The sequence below is a fragment of the Pseudarthrobacter sp. C4D7 genome (assembly GCF_013359725.1).
Taxonomy (GTDB): domain Bacteria; phylum Actinomycetota; class Actinomycetes; order Actinomycetales; family Micrococcaceae; genus Arthrobacter.
On sequence record NZ_JABFMW010000013.1, the window covers coordinates 87,017 to 102,051 of the forward strand.

General features: G+C 66.7%; 15 protein-coding genes and 1 pseudogene. 13 read left to right on the forward strand and 3 right to left on the reverse strand.

Annotated features, from left to right (window positions below):
- Positions 1-101: 101 nt before the first annotated feature.
- Positions 102-602 carry a 30S ribosome-binding factor RbfA gene (gene rbfA, locus HNO81_RS11300; RefSeq protein ID WP_175318220.1) on the forward strand — a complete coding sequence of 167 codons (501 nt, stop codon included), beginning with the start codon at positions 102-104 and terminating at the stop codon, positions 600-602.
- An 81-nt stretch (positions 603-683) separates the two neighbouring features.
- Here rbfA and HNO81_RS11305 read toward each other — a convergent pair whose 3' ends face one another.
- Positions 684-1,709, reverse strand: coding sequence for a ScyD/ScyE family protein (locus HNO81_RS11305; RefSeq protein WP_371818235.1), 1,026 nt, complete (start codon positions 1,707-1,709; stop codon positions 684-686).
- A 277-nt stretch (positions 1,710-1,986) separates the two neighbouring features.
- On the opposite strand from HNO81_RS11305, the gene HNO81_RS11310 reads away from it, so the two are divergent.
- Together HNO81_RS11310 and trxA are read left to right on the forward strand one after the other, a co-directional pair.
- Positions 1,987-2,490, forward strand: a complete 504-nt coding sequence (locus HNO81_RS11310) for a nucleoside deaminase (protein WP_175318222.1) — start codon at positions 1,987-1,989, stop codon at positions 2,488-2,490.
- 2 nt (positions 2,491-2,492) lie between these two features.
- Positions 2,493-2,930, forward strand: a complete 438-nt coding sequence (gene trxA, locus HNO81_RS11315; RefSeq protein WP_175318223.1) for a thioredoxin — start codon at positions 2,493-2,495, stop codon at positions 2,928-2,930.
- Positions 2,931-2,939: 9 nt separating this feature from the next.
- Here the strand turns inward: trxA and HNO81_RS11320 are convergent.
- A pseudogene (locus HNO81_RS11320) lies at positions 2,940-4,096 on the reverse strand (pyridoxal phosphate-dependent aminotransferase).
- Between the two features lie 137 nt (positions 4,097-4,233).
- Here HNO81_RS11320 and truB point away from each other — a divergent pair.
- The 10 genes from truB to HNO81_RS11370 all read left to right on the forward strand — a co-directional run bounded on the left by truB (position 4,234) and on the right by HNO81_RS11370 (position 14,310).
- On the forward strand, positions 4,234-5,187 hold the full coding sequence (gene truB / locus HNO81_RS11325) for a tRNA pseudouridine(55) synthase TruB (protein ID WP_175318224.1): 954 nt from the start codon (positions 4,234-4,236) through the stop codon (positions 5,185-5,187).
- A gap of 2 nt (positions 5,188-5,189) precedes the next feature.
- Positions 5,190-5,543, forward strand: a complete 354-nt coding sequence (locus HNO81_RS11330; RefSeq protein WP_175318225.1) for a hypothetical protein — start codon at positions 5,190-5,192, stop codon at positions 5,541-5,543.
- A gap of 19 nt (positions 5,544-5,562) precedes the next feature.
- Positions 5,563-6,015 carry a hypothetical protein gene (locus HNO81_RS11335; protein ID WP_175318226.1) on the forward strand — a complete coding sequence of 151 codons (453 nt, stop codon included), beginning with the start codon at positions 5,563-5,565 and terminating at the stop codon, positions 6,013-6,015.
- Between the two features lie 109 nt (positions 6,016-6,124).
- The gene (locus HNO81_RS11340) at positions 6,125-7,108 is read left to right on the forward strand and encodes a bifunctional riboflavin kinase/FAD synthetase (RefSeq protein ID WP_175318227.1); all 984 of its coding nucleotides are present in this window, start codon (positions 6,125-6,127) and stop codon (positions 7,106-7,108) included.
- Between the two features lie 36 nt (positions 7,109-7,144).
- Positions 7,145-7,999, forward strand: coding sequence for a tryptophan 2,3-dioxygenase (gene kynA / locus HNO81_RS11345; RefSeq protein ID WP_175318240.1), 855 nt, complete (start codon positions 7,145-7,147; stop codon positions 7,997-7,999).
- Positions 7,996-9,255, forward strand: coding sequence for a kynureninase (locus tag HNO81_RS11350; RefSeq protein ID WP_175318228.1), 1,260 nt, complete (start codon positions 7,996-7,998; stop codon positions 9,253-9,255). Before kynA ends, HNO81_RS11350 begins: the two co-directional genes overlap by 4 nt.
- 214 nt (positions 9,256-9,469) lie before the next feature.
- A complete protein-coding gene (gene rpsO, locus HNO81_RS11355; protein WP_043452786.1) occupies positions 9,470-9,739 on the forward strand; it encodes a 30S ribosomal protein S15 in 270 nt (89 codons plus the stop codon).
- Positions 9,740-9,983: 244 nt separating this feature from the next.
- Positions 9,984-12,242 carry a polyribonucleotide nucleotidyltransferase gene (locus HNO81_RS11360; RefSeq protein ID WP_175318241.1) on the forward strand — a complete coding sequence of 753 codons (2,259 nt, stop codon included), beginning with the start codon at positions 9,984-9,986 and terminating at the stop codon, positions 12,240-12,242.
- A gap of 112 nt (positions 12,243-12,354) precedes the next feature.
- Complete coding sequence (locus tag HNO81_RS11365) at positions 12,355-13,698, forward strand: pitrilysin family protein (protein WP_175318229.1); 1,344 nt, start codon at positions 12,355-12,357, stop codon at positions 13,696-13,698.
- A 99-nt stretch (positions 13,699-13,797) separates the two neighbouring features.
- Complete coding sequence (locus HNO81_RS11370) at positions 13,798-14,310, forward strand: DUF1579 family protein (RefSeq protein WP_371818236.1); 513 nt, start codon at positions 13,798-13,800, stop codon at positions 14,308-14,310.
- Positions 14,311-14,532: 222 nt separating this feature from the next.
- Here HNO81_RS11370 and HNO81_RS11375 read toward each other — a convergent pair.
- Positions 14,533-15,035, reverse strand: a 503-nt coding sequence (locus HNO81_RS11375; RefSeq protein WP_254703422.1) for an HNH endonuclease signature motif containing protein, incomplete at its 5' end; no start/stop codon positions are given.

Below are 15,035 nucleotides of genomic sequence, written 5' to 3' on the forward strand. Positions count from 1 at the left end.
GCAGCCGGCCCCGGGTGCGTGGCAGATAACTGAAACGTCCCATCGCGGCCCCCGTGCCGCCGTCGTACGTCCCCTTATTTTTCTTCTTATAGGAGTTGTTCATGGCTGATCCGGCACGTGCTGCCAAGTTGGCGCAGCGGATTAAGGTTGTTGTTGCTGAGGCCCTGGGCCGGAAGGTCAAGGATCCGCGGCTGGAGGGCATTACCGTCACCGATGCCCGCGTGACCAATGATCTGCAGCACGCCACTGTTTACTACACCGTCTTTGGCGACCAGGCCGTCCAAGCTGACGCCGCCAAGGGGCTCGAAAAGGCCAAGGGGGTGCTCCGGCAGGAAGTTGGCCGGAACATCACCGTGCGCCTCACTCCCACCCTTGAGTTCGTCGCCGACCAGATTCCGGTGAACGCCTCCAACCTCGAAGAACTGCTGCGCGAAGCCCGCAAGCGGGACGCCGAGGTTGCCGCGCTGGCCGCCAACGCCCAACACGCAGGCGACGCGGACCCCTACAAGTCTGACGACATTGATATCGACGAAGACGACTTCGACGAAGAGGACACCGACCTCAGCGACGACGGCGAAGTCGACGAGGACAGCAACAAGTAGAACGGACGCAGGGCCCGGGAGCTGATCCCGGGCCCTGTGGCTTTAAGGCCCGCCGTGACGTTCCGGCGGGGGAGGGCGCCGCTACCGGAGGTCGGCCTTAATGACCTTGCCCGCCGGCGGCTGGGACGGGTCACCCAGGGCGTCGATGGTGGCGTAGAGGGTGTGGCCGCTGATATCAACATCTGCCGGCATGCCCACTGCCAGGAACCGGGAACGGTCCCCGCCGCACGTGAACTTCAGGATCTCGCCGCCGAACAGCGATGCCACGTAGACGTCACCGTTGCCGGCCACTGCCAATCCGGTGGGACTCATGATGTCCTCTGCCCAGAGGTCGGTGTCACCATTCCACGGGTTCACCTTGAAGATGGCACCGCGGGCCCCGAGCTCCGGCCCTTCCGGACCGCCGGGCAGGGACGTGACGTACAGCATGCCGTCAGGACCGATGGCCACATCCGTGGGGACCGGTTCGAAGGCATACTCATGCCCCACCGCACAGGCGGGCACCTCCACCGTGTTTCCCATCATGTCCGTGGGGATAAGCAGGCCGGCCGGAACCACGGCCGGCCGCGGGGGCAGCACGGCGATGGTGTCGATGTCGCCGCTCTTCAGATCCACCCGAAGGACGGCGTTCATGCCCGCATCCGCAACGTAGGCAGTGTGGTCGCGGACCGCCAGCGCATACGGGTGGGAATCCACGGCGCCCGTGTAGGAGGCGGGCGGGAAGGCAGGCCAGTCGGCGAGGCACTGTGCGCTGACGTCGTCGCCGAAGCCGTAGTGCTGGTCTCCGTCCGGGTTGTGGCGTCGTTCGTAGCCGGCAAAGTCGGCGATGGTGTCAACGCTGCCGCGGGCATCCATGGACTTCAGGTACCCGTGAAGGCCTGCGGGGTCACCCTGGCCGGCCCCCACGCTTTCAAGGAAGTACGTGGTGCTGCCGCGGGTATCGGAGCCCGCCACCTCCCAGCCCTGGGCTGTCTCAGTGGAAAGGTCTTCAGTCGTTCCTCCGCGGTCAACGCGGGTGAGCTTCCCGGCGAAATCCTGGGAGACCAGGACCGATTTCCCGGGGCCGGCCGTGACATGCAGGGGCGAGACGAGACCGCCTGCAAGCACATCGTAGTCCGGTGTCTTTGTGGAGGCTGATGCTGGGCCTGCGGACGCTATGGCAGCGGCCGAGGCCGCGATACAGGCTAAGAGTGCGAGTCTTTTCTTCATTGGGTACTCCGGGGTGCGGGGCCCTTGCGGGCTGGATATTGAAGCCTCGCTAGAGGCGAAATACATCCCCCGGGCGCAAGCGTAGGCTCCTACCCGCTGGTAGTCGCCGGGGGCATCCCCCCTTTCTGGCCCCCTTTCCATCCCCCAAGGGGGCACGCATGGCTAGGATCGTGCTATGACCTCCGCGGAGCACGGCAGCAGGCCGAACGACCGCCCCCAGTTGCGCCACTACCTGGGGCAGGCAGTGGACCTGGCGACGGAGAACGTCGGCGCGGGAGGTGGTCCGTTCGGCGCCGTGGTGGTGACTCCTGACGGGCGTGTCCATGCGGGCGTCAACCGGGTGACCCGGGACAATGACCCCACCGCCCACGCCGAAGTGGTGGCCATCCGGGCCGCGGCGGCGGCAACCGGCAATTTCGACCTCACGGGCTCGGTTCTCTACGCCAGCTGCGAGCCGTGCCCCATGTGCCTGGCCTCCGCCCTGTGGGCAAGGATCGGCCATGTCTACTTCGCAGCCGACCGCCACGGCGCCGCGGCCGCCGGCTTCGACGACGCGCTTTTCTACGACTACTTCAGCGGTGCCGCGCCGGAGCTGATGCCGGTCACCAGGGATGACATCCCGACGTCGGACGTCCCCTTCCAAACGTGGCGCGCCTTTGACAGCAGGAAGGAATACTAGCCATGGAACCCACGCTCATCGGCTGCCCCTCGTGCGGGAAGACCAACCGGGTGCCTGCCCAGGCGGCGGGCCACCCCCGCTGCGGCAACTGCAAGGCAAACCTGCCGTGGATCGTTTCTGCGGGCGATGGTGACTTCGCTGCCGTGGCGGAGCAGTCCCCGGTTCCCGTGCTGGTCGATTTCTGGGCTGCCTGGTGCGGACCCTGCCGTATGGTCAGCCCAGTCCTGGACAAACTGGCCCGGGAACGGGCGGGGAAGATTAAGCTGGTGAAGGTGGACGTGGACGCATCGCCCGGCCTGTCGCGGCGGTTCGACGTCCAGGCCATCCCCACGCTGATGGTGATCGTGGACGGCAAGGTCGCGGCCCGGCAGGCCGGTGCCGCCCCGGCCGAGGCGCTGCGGTCCTGGCTGGACAAAGCGCTGGCCGGCGCCCGCCGCTGATACCCGCCCCTACCGGCCGGCGGCAGGAAGCCGGGACAGTCCTTCCAACAGATCCTCTTTCCGGCCGCACAACGCAATGCGGACCCACCCTTCGCCGATGGATCCAAAGGCAGTTCCGGGGGCCAGCGCCACGCCGGAGTCGGCCAGGAACCGCCGGACCCAGCTCCGCACATCCCCGCCGGTCACATGGGACATGTCCGCCCACAGGTAGAACGCCCCCTGGGCCGGCAGGTAGCTGATGCCCTTCGCCGCCAGGACCGCGGACGCCGCATCCCGGTTGTCCCGGTAGTGCTGATGCGCGTGCCGCACGTAGTCCTGCGGCCCGGTAAGGGCTGCGAGCGCTGCGTACTGCGGGGCGGATGCCACGCAGGAGACGATCGACTCCATGACGTTGTCCATCTGCTGCTCCAGCCCTGGCGGGCAGATGAGCGCGCCGATCCGCAGGCCCGTCAGTCCGTAGGTCTTGGACAGCGTCAGCGAGGTGAACACCCTCGCGGCCTCCGCCGTGCCGCCGTCGAACCTTGCGGGGCTGACGTGCGGGACATCGTAGGTGAACGCCTCGTAGCACTCGTCCGAAATCACCCAGATGTCATGGCGGCGGGTTCCTCCACCAGCTCCCGGACCAGGTCTTCGCTGAGCACAGCGCCCAGCGGGTTGGACGGGGAGTTGAGCACCAGCACCCGGGTGCGGCTGGTGATGAGGGCTTCCACGTCCGGGACCCGGGGCTGGAAGCCGTGGTCCGGGTGCAGCGGATAGCCCACCGGAACGGCATTCAGCAGCCGGCTGGTCATGGCGAACGTAGGGTAGCCCGGGTTTGGGATCAGAATCTCGTCGCCGGGGGAGAGCAGCAGGCTCATGGCGAAGTGCAGGCCCTGCTGGGCGCCGGACACCACATACACCCGCTCCGCGCCCACGTCCACGCCCTGCTCTTCCCGGAACCTGGCGGCGAACGCTTCGCGCAGGGCCGGGATCCCGGCGTTGGGCGTGTAGTTGGTCTCGTCCCGGTCCAGGCAGGCGATGCCTGCGTCCAGGACGTGGCGGGGGAGGGGAAAGCCGGGCTCCCCGATGCTGAGCACCACGGCGCCGGGAGTGCGCCACGCGGCCTCGGTAATCTCACGGATCTGGTTGACGGGCACGTCGCGGACATGGGCGGCAAGCTCAGGCATGCCAGCCATCCTAGCCGCCACGGGGACTGCGCCCGCCTGCGCCCGGCGGCGTGGCCGCCGTGGTGGGGCGCCGCCGTCGTACCTCCCTGCCGGCTCCCTGCACCTGCGCCCCAACCAGCGCCGATATACTGGGAGGCGTGCTTTCTGGACTGGTGATAGTGGACAAGCCGCAGGGATGGACCAGCCATGATGTGGTTGGCCGGATGCGGCGCCTCGCAGGGACCCGGAAAGTGGGGCACGCCGGAACCCTCGACCCCATGGCCACCGGGGTGCTTGTGCTTGGCATCAACAAGGCCACCCGGCTGCTGACCTACATCGTGGGCACCTCCAAGACCTACACCGCCACCATCCGGCTGGGCCAGTCCACCGTGACCGACGACGCGGAGGGCGAGGTCACGGCCACCGCCAGCGCAGCCGGCGTCACCGACCAGCAGATTCACGACGGAGTTGCGGCGCTCACGGGCGACATCCAGCAGGTGCCCAGCAGCGTCAGCGCGATCAAGGTCAACGGCGAACGGGCCTACGCCCGCGTACGGTCCGGCGAGGACGTCAAGCTCGCCGCCCGCCCCGTAACCATCCACCGGTTCGACGTGCATGGCATCCGCCGGGACGATGCCGCGGGCGTGGTGGACCTGGACGTAACGGTGGAATGCTCCTCCGGCACGTACATCCGCGCCCTCGCCCGGGACCTCGGAAACGGCCTCGGCGTTGGCGGGCACCTGACCGCGCTCCGCAGGACCAAGGTAGGCCCGTACTCCCTTGACCAGGCGCGCACCCTCGAACAGCTCGCCGGGGAACTGAACGTCCTGGACATGTCCCTCGCCGCCAGGGCCCTGATGCCCAACCGCGAACTCACGGCGGAGGAAACCACCGAGATCTCCTTCGGCCGGCGGATCGCTGCCGGTGCCGCAGCCGGTACGCCCGGCGCCGCCACGGCGGAGCACCCTGCCGCGGCCTTCGCCCCGGACGGCAGCCTGGTGGCACTCCTTGCCGATGCGGGCAGCTACGCCAAGCCGGTGCTGGTCTTCGCCCCCGGCACCGGTACCGGGCAGGGCTCCGCCGCGGCCGCAACACTGCCTGCGGAGGCGTAGGCGTGGACGCATATTTTTGGATCATCCTGGTGGTGGGCCTGCTGTCCACCGTCCTGTGCCTGGGCGCGGGAATCCTGAAGAAGGCGCCCAACGACGTCACCATCCTGTCCGTCGTGGCCGTCGAGGTGGCCCTGGCGGTCTACCTGGTGGGCTCGCTCGTCCGCGTCATTGCTGGCGAGCCGATCGCCGGGGAGGCCTGGGAGTTCTGGGGCTACTTGGCCACCGCCATGCTCCTGCCGCCCGCCGCCATCTACTGGTCCATCCTGGAGCGCACGCGGTGGAGCAACTTTGTCCTGGCCGCCGTCGGCGTCACGGCGCTGGTGATGGCTGCCCGAATGAACCAGATCTGGTACTGAAATGGAAGAAGCAGCAGAGATGAAAGACCAGCAGGCCCAGCCGGCCGCCGGAGAAGCACCCGTCCGCAACACCCGCAATACCGGACCGGGACGCCTCCTGATCGCGGTATACGGGGTTTTCGCCATCTCCGCCACTGCCCGCGCCGGCTACCAGATCCTCACCAAGTTCTCCGAGGCGCCCCTGGCTTACCTGCTGTCCGCCTTTGCCGCCGTGGTGTACATCCTGGCCACGGTCTCCCTGGCCAAGGCCGGAACCACGTGGTTCAAAGTCTCTGTCGCTGCGGTGCTGGTTGAGCTGGCCGGTGTCCTGGTGGTGGGAACCTTGAGTGTCCTGGACTCCGTGCAGTTCCCGCACGAAACCGTCTGGTCCCTGTTCGGACGCGGCTACGGCTTCATCCCACTGCTGCTGCCCATCCTGGGGCTGGTGTGGCTGTACCGGCGCCGGCCTTCGCAGGCCAACGCCGCACAGTGACTGCCGGGCAGTGAATAAGCGGCAGCATGAATCCGGGTAACCTTGTAGAGTTCCGCGGCCGGACGGGCCACGGAGCGTTGAGGCTTACAGGCAGCTTGAGGCGAGGGTGATGGTTTACATCTGGAACGATCCGTCCGATGTCCCGGCGGACTTCGGCCCATCTGTTGTCACTTTCGGCAACTTCGACGGCGTTCACCGCGGCCACCAGCAGGTGCTGTCCCAGCTGATCAGGTCTGCCCGACTCTCCGACGCCAAGGCCGTGGCTGTGACGTTTGATCCCCATCCCGCGGTTGTCCACCGCCCGGAGGCCGCGCCGGAGCTCATCATGGGCCTGGACGACAAGCTGGAAGCCCTTGGCGGGCTCGGCCTGGACGCCATCCTGGTGGTCAAGTACTCGCTGGACCTCGCCAGCCTCACGGCCGAGGAGTTTGTGGAGCAGTACCTTGTGGACTGCCTGCACGCCAGCCACGTGGTGATTGGGCACGATGCCCGCTTCGGCCGCGGCAACTCCGGCGACCTGGACACCATGAAAGCGCTCGGCGAAAAGTTCGGCTTCAACGTCCAGGTCATCAGCGAATTCGGGGCAGAAGGCTACCCCCTCCATGACGACGACGGCACGGACCGCCGCTGCTCCTCCACCTGGGTGCGTGAAGCCCTGCAGGCCGGGGACGTTGCCACCGCCGCGTCGGTCCTGGGCCGGGCGCACCGGATGCGTGGCGAGGTGGTCCACGGCGCAGCCCGCGGCCGGGCACTGGGGTTCCCCACGGCCAACCTCGCACCCAACGCCACTGGCCTGGTTCCCGCCGACGGGATCTACGCCGGCTGGCTGGTGGACCAGGCCGGCAAGCGATGGCCGGCCGCCATCTCGGTGGGCTCCAACCCCACGTTCGACGGAGTCAGCCGCCAAGTGGAGGCACATGTGATTGACCGGCCCAAGGAGGCCGTGGAGGACTTCGATCTGTACGGCCAGACAGTAATTGTCGAATTCGTGGAACGGCTCCGGGGCATGGTGGCTTACCGTGGCCCTGAGGCCCTGGTGGAACAAATGCGGCTGGACGTGGCGCAGGCCCGCCAGCTCCTGGGCGGCCACTGACAATACTGCCCCGTGGCAGCAAGCGAAAGGCAGGACGTGTCCGTCGAGAAGAACACCCGCAAGCTGGACAAGGGGATTGTCCGCGACTTCAGCTCGCGGATGAGCTACGCCTCCTACCTGCAGCTTCCCACCCTGCTCAGTGCGCAGCAGCCGGTCAGCCAACCCGAACACCACGACGAGCTGCTGTTCATCATCCAGCACCAGACCACGGAGCTGTGGCTGAAGCTGGTCCTGCATGAACTCCGCAGCGCGACCGCCTGGCTCCGGGACGACGACCTTGGGTCAGCGCTCAAGGGCATCGCCCGGGTCAAGCACATCCAGAAGACCCTCACCGAACAGTGGTCCGTGCTGGCCACCCTTACGCCCACCGAGTACTCGCAGTTCCGCGGCTTCCTGGGCAACTCCTCGGGTTTCCAGTCCGCTCAGTACCGCGCGGTGGAATTCGTCCTGGGCAACAAGAACCGCAAGATGCTGCCGGTCTTTGAGTCCGATCCCGAGGCCCACGCCATGCTGGAAGAGCTGCTTGCCGCCCCCAGCATCTACGACGAGTTCCTGGCCTACCTCTCCCGGCAGGGGTTCGACGTCCCGCAGGCACTCCTGGACCGGGACGTAACGCGCGCCCACGAGTTCGCCCCGGAACTGGTTCCGCTCTTCAAGCACATCTACGAGAATGCCGCGGACAACTGGGCGGCCTACGAGGCCTGCGAGGAACTGGTGGACCTGGAGGACAACTTCCAGCTCTGGCGGTTCCGGCACCTGCGGACCGTCCAGCGGACCATCGGCATGAAGACCGGCACCGGCGGATCCAGCGGGGTCACCTTCCTGCAAAAGGCCCTGGAACTGACGTTCTTCCCGGAACTATTCGCTGTCAGGACGGAGATCGGACAATGAGCATCCACCACGAAGATAGTGCCGGCGTAACGGCGGAGACGCTCCGGCAGCGCGCTGAAGAGCTGGACCGCCGGGATGCCCTGGCGCATTACCGGGAGCACTTCATCGGCACGGACACACCCCTGTCCTACCTGGACGGCAACTCACTGGGCCGGCCCCTGAAGCGCACGGCGGACGACGTCGCGGCCTTCATCCGCAACGACTGGGGCGGCCGGCTGATCCGAGGATGGGACGAACAGTGGCTCGCCATGCCGCAGGCCATCGGGAACCAGCTGGGACGGGCCGTCCTGGGTGCAGCGCCGGGCCAGACCATCATCGCCGACTCAACCACCGTGGTGCTGTACAAGCTGATCCGTGCTGCCCTCGCCGCCGTGGCGGACCCGGACCGCAATGAACTGGTGCTCGACACCGAAAACTTCCCCACCGACCGCTACCTGGTGGAGGGCATCGCCCTCGAGGAGGGCCTGACCCTCCGCTGGATCGAACCGGACCCCGCCGCAGGGGTAACCCTCGAGCAGGTGCGCCAGGCCACCGGGCCGCGCACCGCCGTCGTCCTCCTCAGCCAGATCGCCTACCGTTCAGGCCACCTCGCTGACCTGCCCGGCATCACCAAAGCAGTGCACGACGCCGGCGCCCTGGTGGTGTGGGACCTGTGCCATTCGGCGGGGTCGGTGGAGATCGACCTGGATGGCGCGGACGTTGACTTCGCCGCGGGCTGCACCTACAAATACCTCAACGGAGGCCCCGGCTCCCCGGCGTTCGCCTACGTCAACGCACGGCACCTGCCCGCACTGAACCAGCCGATCTGGGGCTGGATGGGACGCAAGGACGCTTTCGAGATGGCCGCCGGCTACCAGCCTGCCGCCGGCATCCGTGGGTTCCTCAGCGGCACTCCCGCGATTTTCGGCATGATCGCCATGCAGGGGACCCTGGACCTCATCGAAGAAGCGGGCATGGCCGCCATCCGCTCCAAGTCCCGGGACCTCACCGCCTTCGCCGTGGAAATCTTCGACGCCTGGCTGGCGCCCCTGGGAGCCGAACTGGCCACGCCACGGAATCCGGGGGAGCGGGGCGGGCACGTCACGGTGGACCACGCCGGCTTCACCAAGGCCACGGTGGAGGCATTGTGGGACGGCGATGTCATTCCGGACTTCCGCTCCCCGCACGGCATCCGGGTGGGGCTCTCACCCCTGAGCACCAGCTTTGCCGAGGTGCTTCACGGGATGGCTGCCATCCGGGACAAGCTCCAGGGCTGAGCCCTGCGCCCGGCCGGCTGCGCGTGTTTCGAATGCTTGTTTCGACAAGGTTAGTCCCGGGCCGGTAAACTGAACGATGGATCCGGCTGCAGTCCGTGGCGGCTGGCTCCTGTTGTTGGCGGCACCTTTCGGTTTACCGGGGCGGGACCACCACGGCAGACCCGGCAGTGAGTTACTGACCTGGGCCCTCACGGCACATTCCCAAGGAGTTATTGTGGCACTTGACGCCGCTGTAAAGCAGTCCATCATCAAGGAATACGCAACCGCCGAAGGCGACACCGGTTCACCGGAGGTCCAGGTTGCTGTCCTGACCCAGCGGATCAAGGATCTGACTGAGCACATGAAGGAGCACAAGCACGACTACCACACCCAGCGCGGTCTGCTGGCCATGGTTGGTCGCCGCAAGCGCATGCTGAGCTACCTCAAGAAGACTGACATCGCCCGCTACCGTTCGCTCATCGAGCGCCTCGGCCTGCGCCGCTAGTCTGGCTTTGAGGCGGCCCCTTCCATCGGGAACGGGGCCGCCTTCTTCAAATGAAAAACTAAACAGGAGGATCAACCGCATCACGCATTCGCGGTCCTCGGTAGTGATCCCCGGGAACGGCTTCGTTGACTGAAGCCGGCGGCCCGTGGGTCTCGATCGATGACCGGGTGCAGGGCCAGTAGACAGATGCTGGGCTGGGTTGATGCGGCTGGACTTCCGTGAAACAGAAACGGAGGTGACTCTCTTGGAGGGTCCCGAAATCCAGTTCTCAGAGGCAGTCATTGACAATGGCCGCTTCGGCAAGCGTGTAATCCGCTTCGAAACCGGCCGCCTTGCCAAGCAGGCAGCCGGCGCAGCCATGGTGTACATCGACGATGACACCGCGCTGCTGTCCGCCACCACCGCCGGCAAGCACCCGCGCGAAGGCTTCGACTTCTTCCCGCTGACGGTCGACGTCGAAGAGCGCATGTACGCTGCCGGCCGCATCCCGGGCTCGTTCTTCCGCCGTGAAGGCCGCCCGTCCACCGAAGCCATTCTGGCCTGCCGCCTCATGGACCGCCCGCTGCGCCCCGCCTTCATCAAGGGCCTGCGCAACGAGGTCCAGATCGTGGTGACCGTCCTGGCCATCAACCCTGACGAGCTCTATGACGTGGTGGCCATCAACGCCTCCTCCATGTCCACCCAGCTGTCCGGCCTGCCGTTCTCCGGCCCCATCGGCGGCGTCCGCGTTGCCCTGGTCGCTGACGAAAACGGCTCCCAGTGGGTTGCTTTCCCCAAGCACTCCCAGCTGGAGAACTCCGTCTTCAACATGGTGGTTGCCGGCCGCGTTGCCGGCGACGACGTCGCCATCATGATGGTGGAGGCCGAAGCCACGGACAACTCCTGGAACCTCATCAAGGAACAGGGCGCCACCGCCCCCACCGAAGAGGTCGTCTCCGAGGGCCTCGAGGCTGCCAAGCCGTTCATCAAGGCACTGTGCGACGCCCAGGCTGACCTGGCCGCCCGCGCCGCCAAGCCCACCGTCGAGTTCCCGGTCTTCCTGGACTACGAGGACGACGCTTACGCCGCCGTCGAATCCGCCGCAGCCGACAAGCTTGCGGCCGTCTTCCAGATCGCCGACAAGCAGGAACGCGACAACGCCTCCGACGCACTGAAGGACGAGGTCCTCTCCGGCCTTGCCGGCCAGTTCGAAGGCCGCGAGAAGGAGCTCTCCGCAGCCTTCCGCTCCGTCACCAAGCACGTGGTGCGCCAGCGCATCCTCAAGGACCAGGTCCGCATCGACGGCCGCGGCCTGACGGATATCCGCCAGCTCACCGCCGAGGTCGAGGTCCTGCCCCGCGTCCACGGCTCCGCCATCTTCGAACGCGGCGAGACCCAGATCATGGGTGTCACCACGCTGAACATGCTCAAGATGGAACAGCAGATCGACTCGCTGTCGCCGGTAACGCGCAAGCGCTACATGCACAACTACAACTTCCCGCCGTACTCCACCGGTGAAACCGGCCGCGTGGGCTCGCCCAAGCGCCGCGAAATCGGCCACGGCGCCCTGGCCGAACGTGCACTCGTGCCCGTCCTGCCGTCCCGCGAGGAATTCCCCTACGCCATCCGCCAGGTGTCCGAGGCCCTCGGCTCCAACGGTTCGACGTCGATGGGTTCCGTCTGCGCCTCCACCCTGTCCCTGCTGAACGCCGGTGTGCCCCTGAAGGCCGCTGTCGCCGGTATCGCCATGGGCCTGGTCTCCGACCAGGTGGACGGCCAGACCCGCTACGCAGCACTGACCGACATCCTTGGCGCCGAAGACGCCTTCGGTGACATGGACTTCAAGGTTGCCGGTACCTCCGAGTTCGTCACGGCCATCCAGCTGGACACCAAGCTCGACGGCATCCCCGCCTCGGTCCTGGCCGCAGCCCTGAAGCAGGCCCGCGAAGCACGCCTGCACATCCTTGAGGTCATCAACTCGGCCATCGACACCCCGGACGAGCTCTCCGAGTTCGCACCGCGCGTCATCGCCGTGAAGATCCCCGTGGACAAGATCGGCGAGGTCATCGGCCCCAAGGGCAAGATGATCAACCAGATCCAGGAAGACACCGGCGCCGACATCTCCATCGAGGACGACGGCACGGTCTACATTGGCGCCACCAACGGCCCGTCTGCTGACGCAGCACGCTCCGCCATCAACGCCATCGCGAACCCGCAGGTCCCGGAAATCGGCGAGCGCTACCTGGGTACGGTCGTCAAGACCACCACCTTCGGTGCTTTCGTATCGCTGACCCCGGGCAAGGACGGCCTCCTGCACATCTCCGAGCTCCGCAAGCTGGCCAACGGCAAGCGCGTGGACAACGTGGAGGATGTGGTCTCCGTCGGCCAGAAGATCCAGGTGGAAATCACCAAGATCGACGACCGTGGAAAGCTCTCGCTCGCCCCCGTGGTAGCCGACGAAGAGGCTGCGGCCGACTCTGAGCGCGTCCACGCCTCGGAGCCTGCAGAAGGCGCCGACGTCTAACAGCCCGGACTTCCCGGCACAAGCATGAAGCGGCGGGACCGGTGGATGATCCACCGGTCCCGCCGCTGTTACGATGGCAGCCAGATCCGGCTGCCCGTCCTGAAAGGCATCAATGACTGTTGTACCCCTGCCGCTTGAGCAGAACCACGCCGGCGACACCCTGGTCCACGGCTCCGACGGCGGGTCCGAGGTCCGCCGTTCAGTGCTGCCCGGAGGAGTGCGGGTACTGACGGAAGCGATGCCGGGCCAGCGGTCAGCCACCATCGGGTTCTGGGTGGGCGTTGGCTCCCGGGACGAAGCCCCTGGCCAGCACGGCTCCACCCACTTCCTGGAGCACCTGCTGTTCAAGGGCACCAAGCGGCGCACCGCGCTGGAGATCGCCTCGGCCTTTGACGAGGTGGGCGGGGAATCCAACGCGGCAACAGCAAAAGAAAGCACCTGCTACTTTGCCAGGGTCCTGGACACCGACTTGCCGATGGCCATCGACGTTATTGCGGACATGATCACCGGCGCCGTGCTGGACCCTGACGAAATGGAGCAGGAGCGGGACGTCATCCTCGAGGAAATCGCCATGGACAGCGATGACCCCACCGACGTTGCCCACGAACACTTCGTCGCCGCGGTCCTGGGCAGCCACCCGCTGGGCCGGCCCATCGGCGGCACTCCCGCAGCCATCAAGGCAGTCGCCCGGGACTCCGTCTGGGAGCACTACCGCAGGTATTACAAGCCGGAGGAACTGGTCATCACCGCCGCGGGCGGGCTGGACCACGACGTCGTCTGCGGACTTGTGGTGGAGGCGCTGGAGACTGCGGGGTGGTCGCTGCAGTCCGACGCGGCCCCGGTGCAGCGGCGTTCCACTGAACGCGCACTGATCGCTGGAACTGCGGGCTTGCACGTGGTCAAGCGGGCCGTGGAGCAGGCGAACATCATCATGGGATGCCCCACAATCGTCGCCACCGACGAGCGCCGGTACGTCATGAGTGTCCTGAATGCGGTCCTGGGCGGCGGCATGTCCTCCAGGCTGTTCCAGGAAGTCCGCGAGAAGCGCGGCCTGGTGTACTCCACCTACTCCTTTGCCTCGTCCTACGCCGATGCCGGCTACTTCGGCATGTACGCCGGCTGCACGCCATCCAAGGTGCGGCAGGTAGTCGACCTGCTGGGCGTGGAGCTGGACAAGCTCGCCGAGCACGGCATCACCGAAGACGAACTCCGCAAGGCCGTGGGACAGCTCGGCGGCGGCATCGTCCTGGCCCTTGAAGACACCGGTTCGCGGATGTCGCGGCTGGGCCGCGCCGAACTGGTGTCCGGCGAATACCAGGACATCGACGAGACGCTGCGCCTGATCAAGGCCGTCACCGTGGAACAGGTCCAGGAACTGGCGGCCGAACTCGCCGCGGCCCCGCGGACGGTCACGGTGGTTGGGCCGTTCGAGGAAACCGAGACGTTCGGACTATAGCGAACCGGCAGTCCTGGCGGCCCGGGGAACATGATGCTGGCGGCGGCACCCGTAAGAGTCCATCCTGAGTAGCAGGGGATTGATTCGGCGGTGGCGGCGATGGGCGGTTCAGCAATGGAACACGGGCATCCGGCGTTGTCCGGCCTGCTGGGCCACTGGCGGGGCCGGACACACGTCGCTGCAGGCCCATGGGGGCCCGAGCGCAGCGTTGACGCCGAGGTGACCTACAGCCAGGTGGCCGGGGGACTGGGCGTCGTGCAGAGCTACCGCCACGCTGAACCGGACGGCAGCCATTTTGAAGGGCACGGCATCTTCACCGTCGACTCCGTCCGCAACGACGTCCTCTGGTACTACGTGGACAGCGCCGGCGTGCCACCCGGCACCGCCGCGCGCTGCACCTGGCGCAATGGTGTGCTCCGCGTTGAACGCCGCAGCGACGCAGGCTGGACACGCCATTCCCTGCTCCTTGATGACGGTGTTCTGACCCACGTCACCGAGCTGCGGTCACCCGCAAGGAACGACGACGGCGATCCGGCGGGAGCGGAGGCCTCTCCTGATGGACGAAACCCGGCTTACCGGCCGTTCATGCGTTCGGTCTTCCACCGGGCATGAGGTCCCTCGGCCTGCCCTGAGGTCCTTCGACCTGCCTGGACCGCTGACAACAGGTCGAAGAAGTGGGCCGTGCTGACGGAGCTCCCCGGCCCACTATGGCCATGGCTGCATCGTTTTCCAGCAGTCCTTCAGTGGGTCCGGCGGGAGCGAAAACGGGCGCGCGTAGAACTCTTCCCAAAGAGGGTCGTCGGCGGCGATCTGCTCAGCTTCGAGATACTTCTCCTACACCGGGTCACTCTCAGGCGGACCCGGGTCCATCAATGCACTGTCCCCATGGGGAACCGCGTTCAAGAGACCTGCATCAGGTGGCCAGTGGGTTGGTGTGGGGTCGGGGTGTTCGGGTTTGTAGCGCCTGCCGGTGGGTGAGGTCCAGCCTGGTGGTTCGTTGTGGGTGGCGGGGCCGGGTGTCCAGCGGGTGTGGTGTTTGAGTTGGTGGTGTTTGGGGCAGAGTTGGGCGAGGTTGCTGATTCCTGTGGTGCCGCCGTGGTTCCAGGCGGTGAGGTGGTCGGTGTCGTTGTCGGGGGTGTGGTTGGTGCAGCCGGGGAACGTGCATGTGCTGTCGCGCAGGCGGATCCAGCGTTTGATGGTTTCGGGGAGCCGGTAGTTTTTCCTGCCGATTTCCAGGGGTGCCCCGTCGCGGGGGTCGACGAGGACCCGGTAGAAGGAGTCGGCCCCGTCCGCGACGAGTTTCCGGGCCATGGATGCCGGGATCGGCCCGAACCCAT

Excerpts from the sequence above, each read along its gene's own strand:
- rbfA (WP_175318220.1), top strand. The coding sequence starts at position 102 with ATGGCTGATCCGGCACGTGCTGCCAAGTTGGCGCAGCGGATTAAGGTT.
- HNO81_RS11310 (WP_175318222.1), top strand. The coding sequence starts at position 1,987 with ATGACCTCCGCGGAGCACGGCAGCAGGCCGAACGACCGCCCCCAGTTG.
- trxA (WP_175318223.1), top strand. The coding sequence starts at position 2,493 with ATGGAACCCACGCTCATCGGCTGCCCCTCGTGCGGGAAGACCAACCGG.
- HNO81_RS11335 (WP_175318226.1), top strand. The coding sequence starts at position 5,563 with ATGAAAGACCAGCAGGCCCAGCCGGCCGCCGGAGAAGCACCCGTCCGC.
- HNO81_RS11340 (WP_175318227.1), top strand. The coding sequence starts at position 6,125 with ATGGTTTACATCTGGAACGATCCGTCCGATGTCCCGGCGGACTTCGGC.
- HNO81_RS11350 (WP_175318228.1), top strand. The coding sequence starts at position 7,996 with ATGAGCATCCACCACGAAGATAGTGCCGGCGTAACGGCGGAGACGCTC.
- HNO81_RS11365 (WP_175318229.1), top strand. The coding sequence starts at position 12,355 with ATGACTGTTGTACCCCTGCCGCTTGAGCAGAACCACGCCGGCGACACC.
- HNO81_RS11370 (WP_371818236.1), top strand. The coding sequence starts at position 13,798 with ATGGGCGGTTCAGCAATGGAACACGGGCATCCGGCGTTGTCCGGCCTG.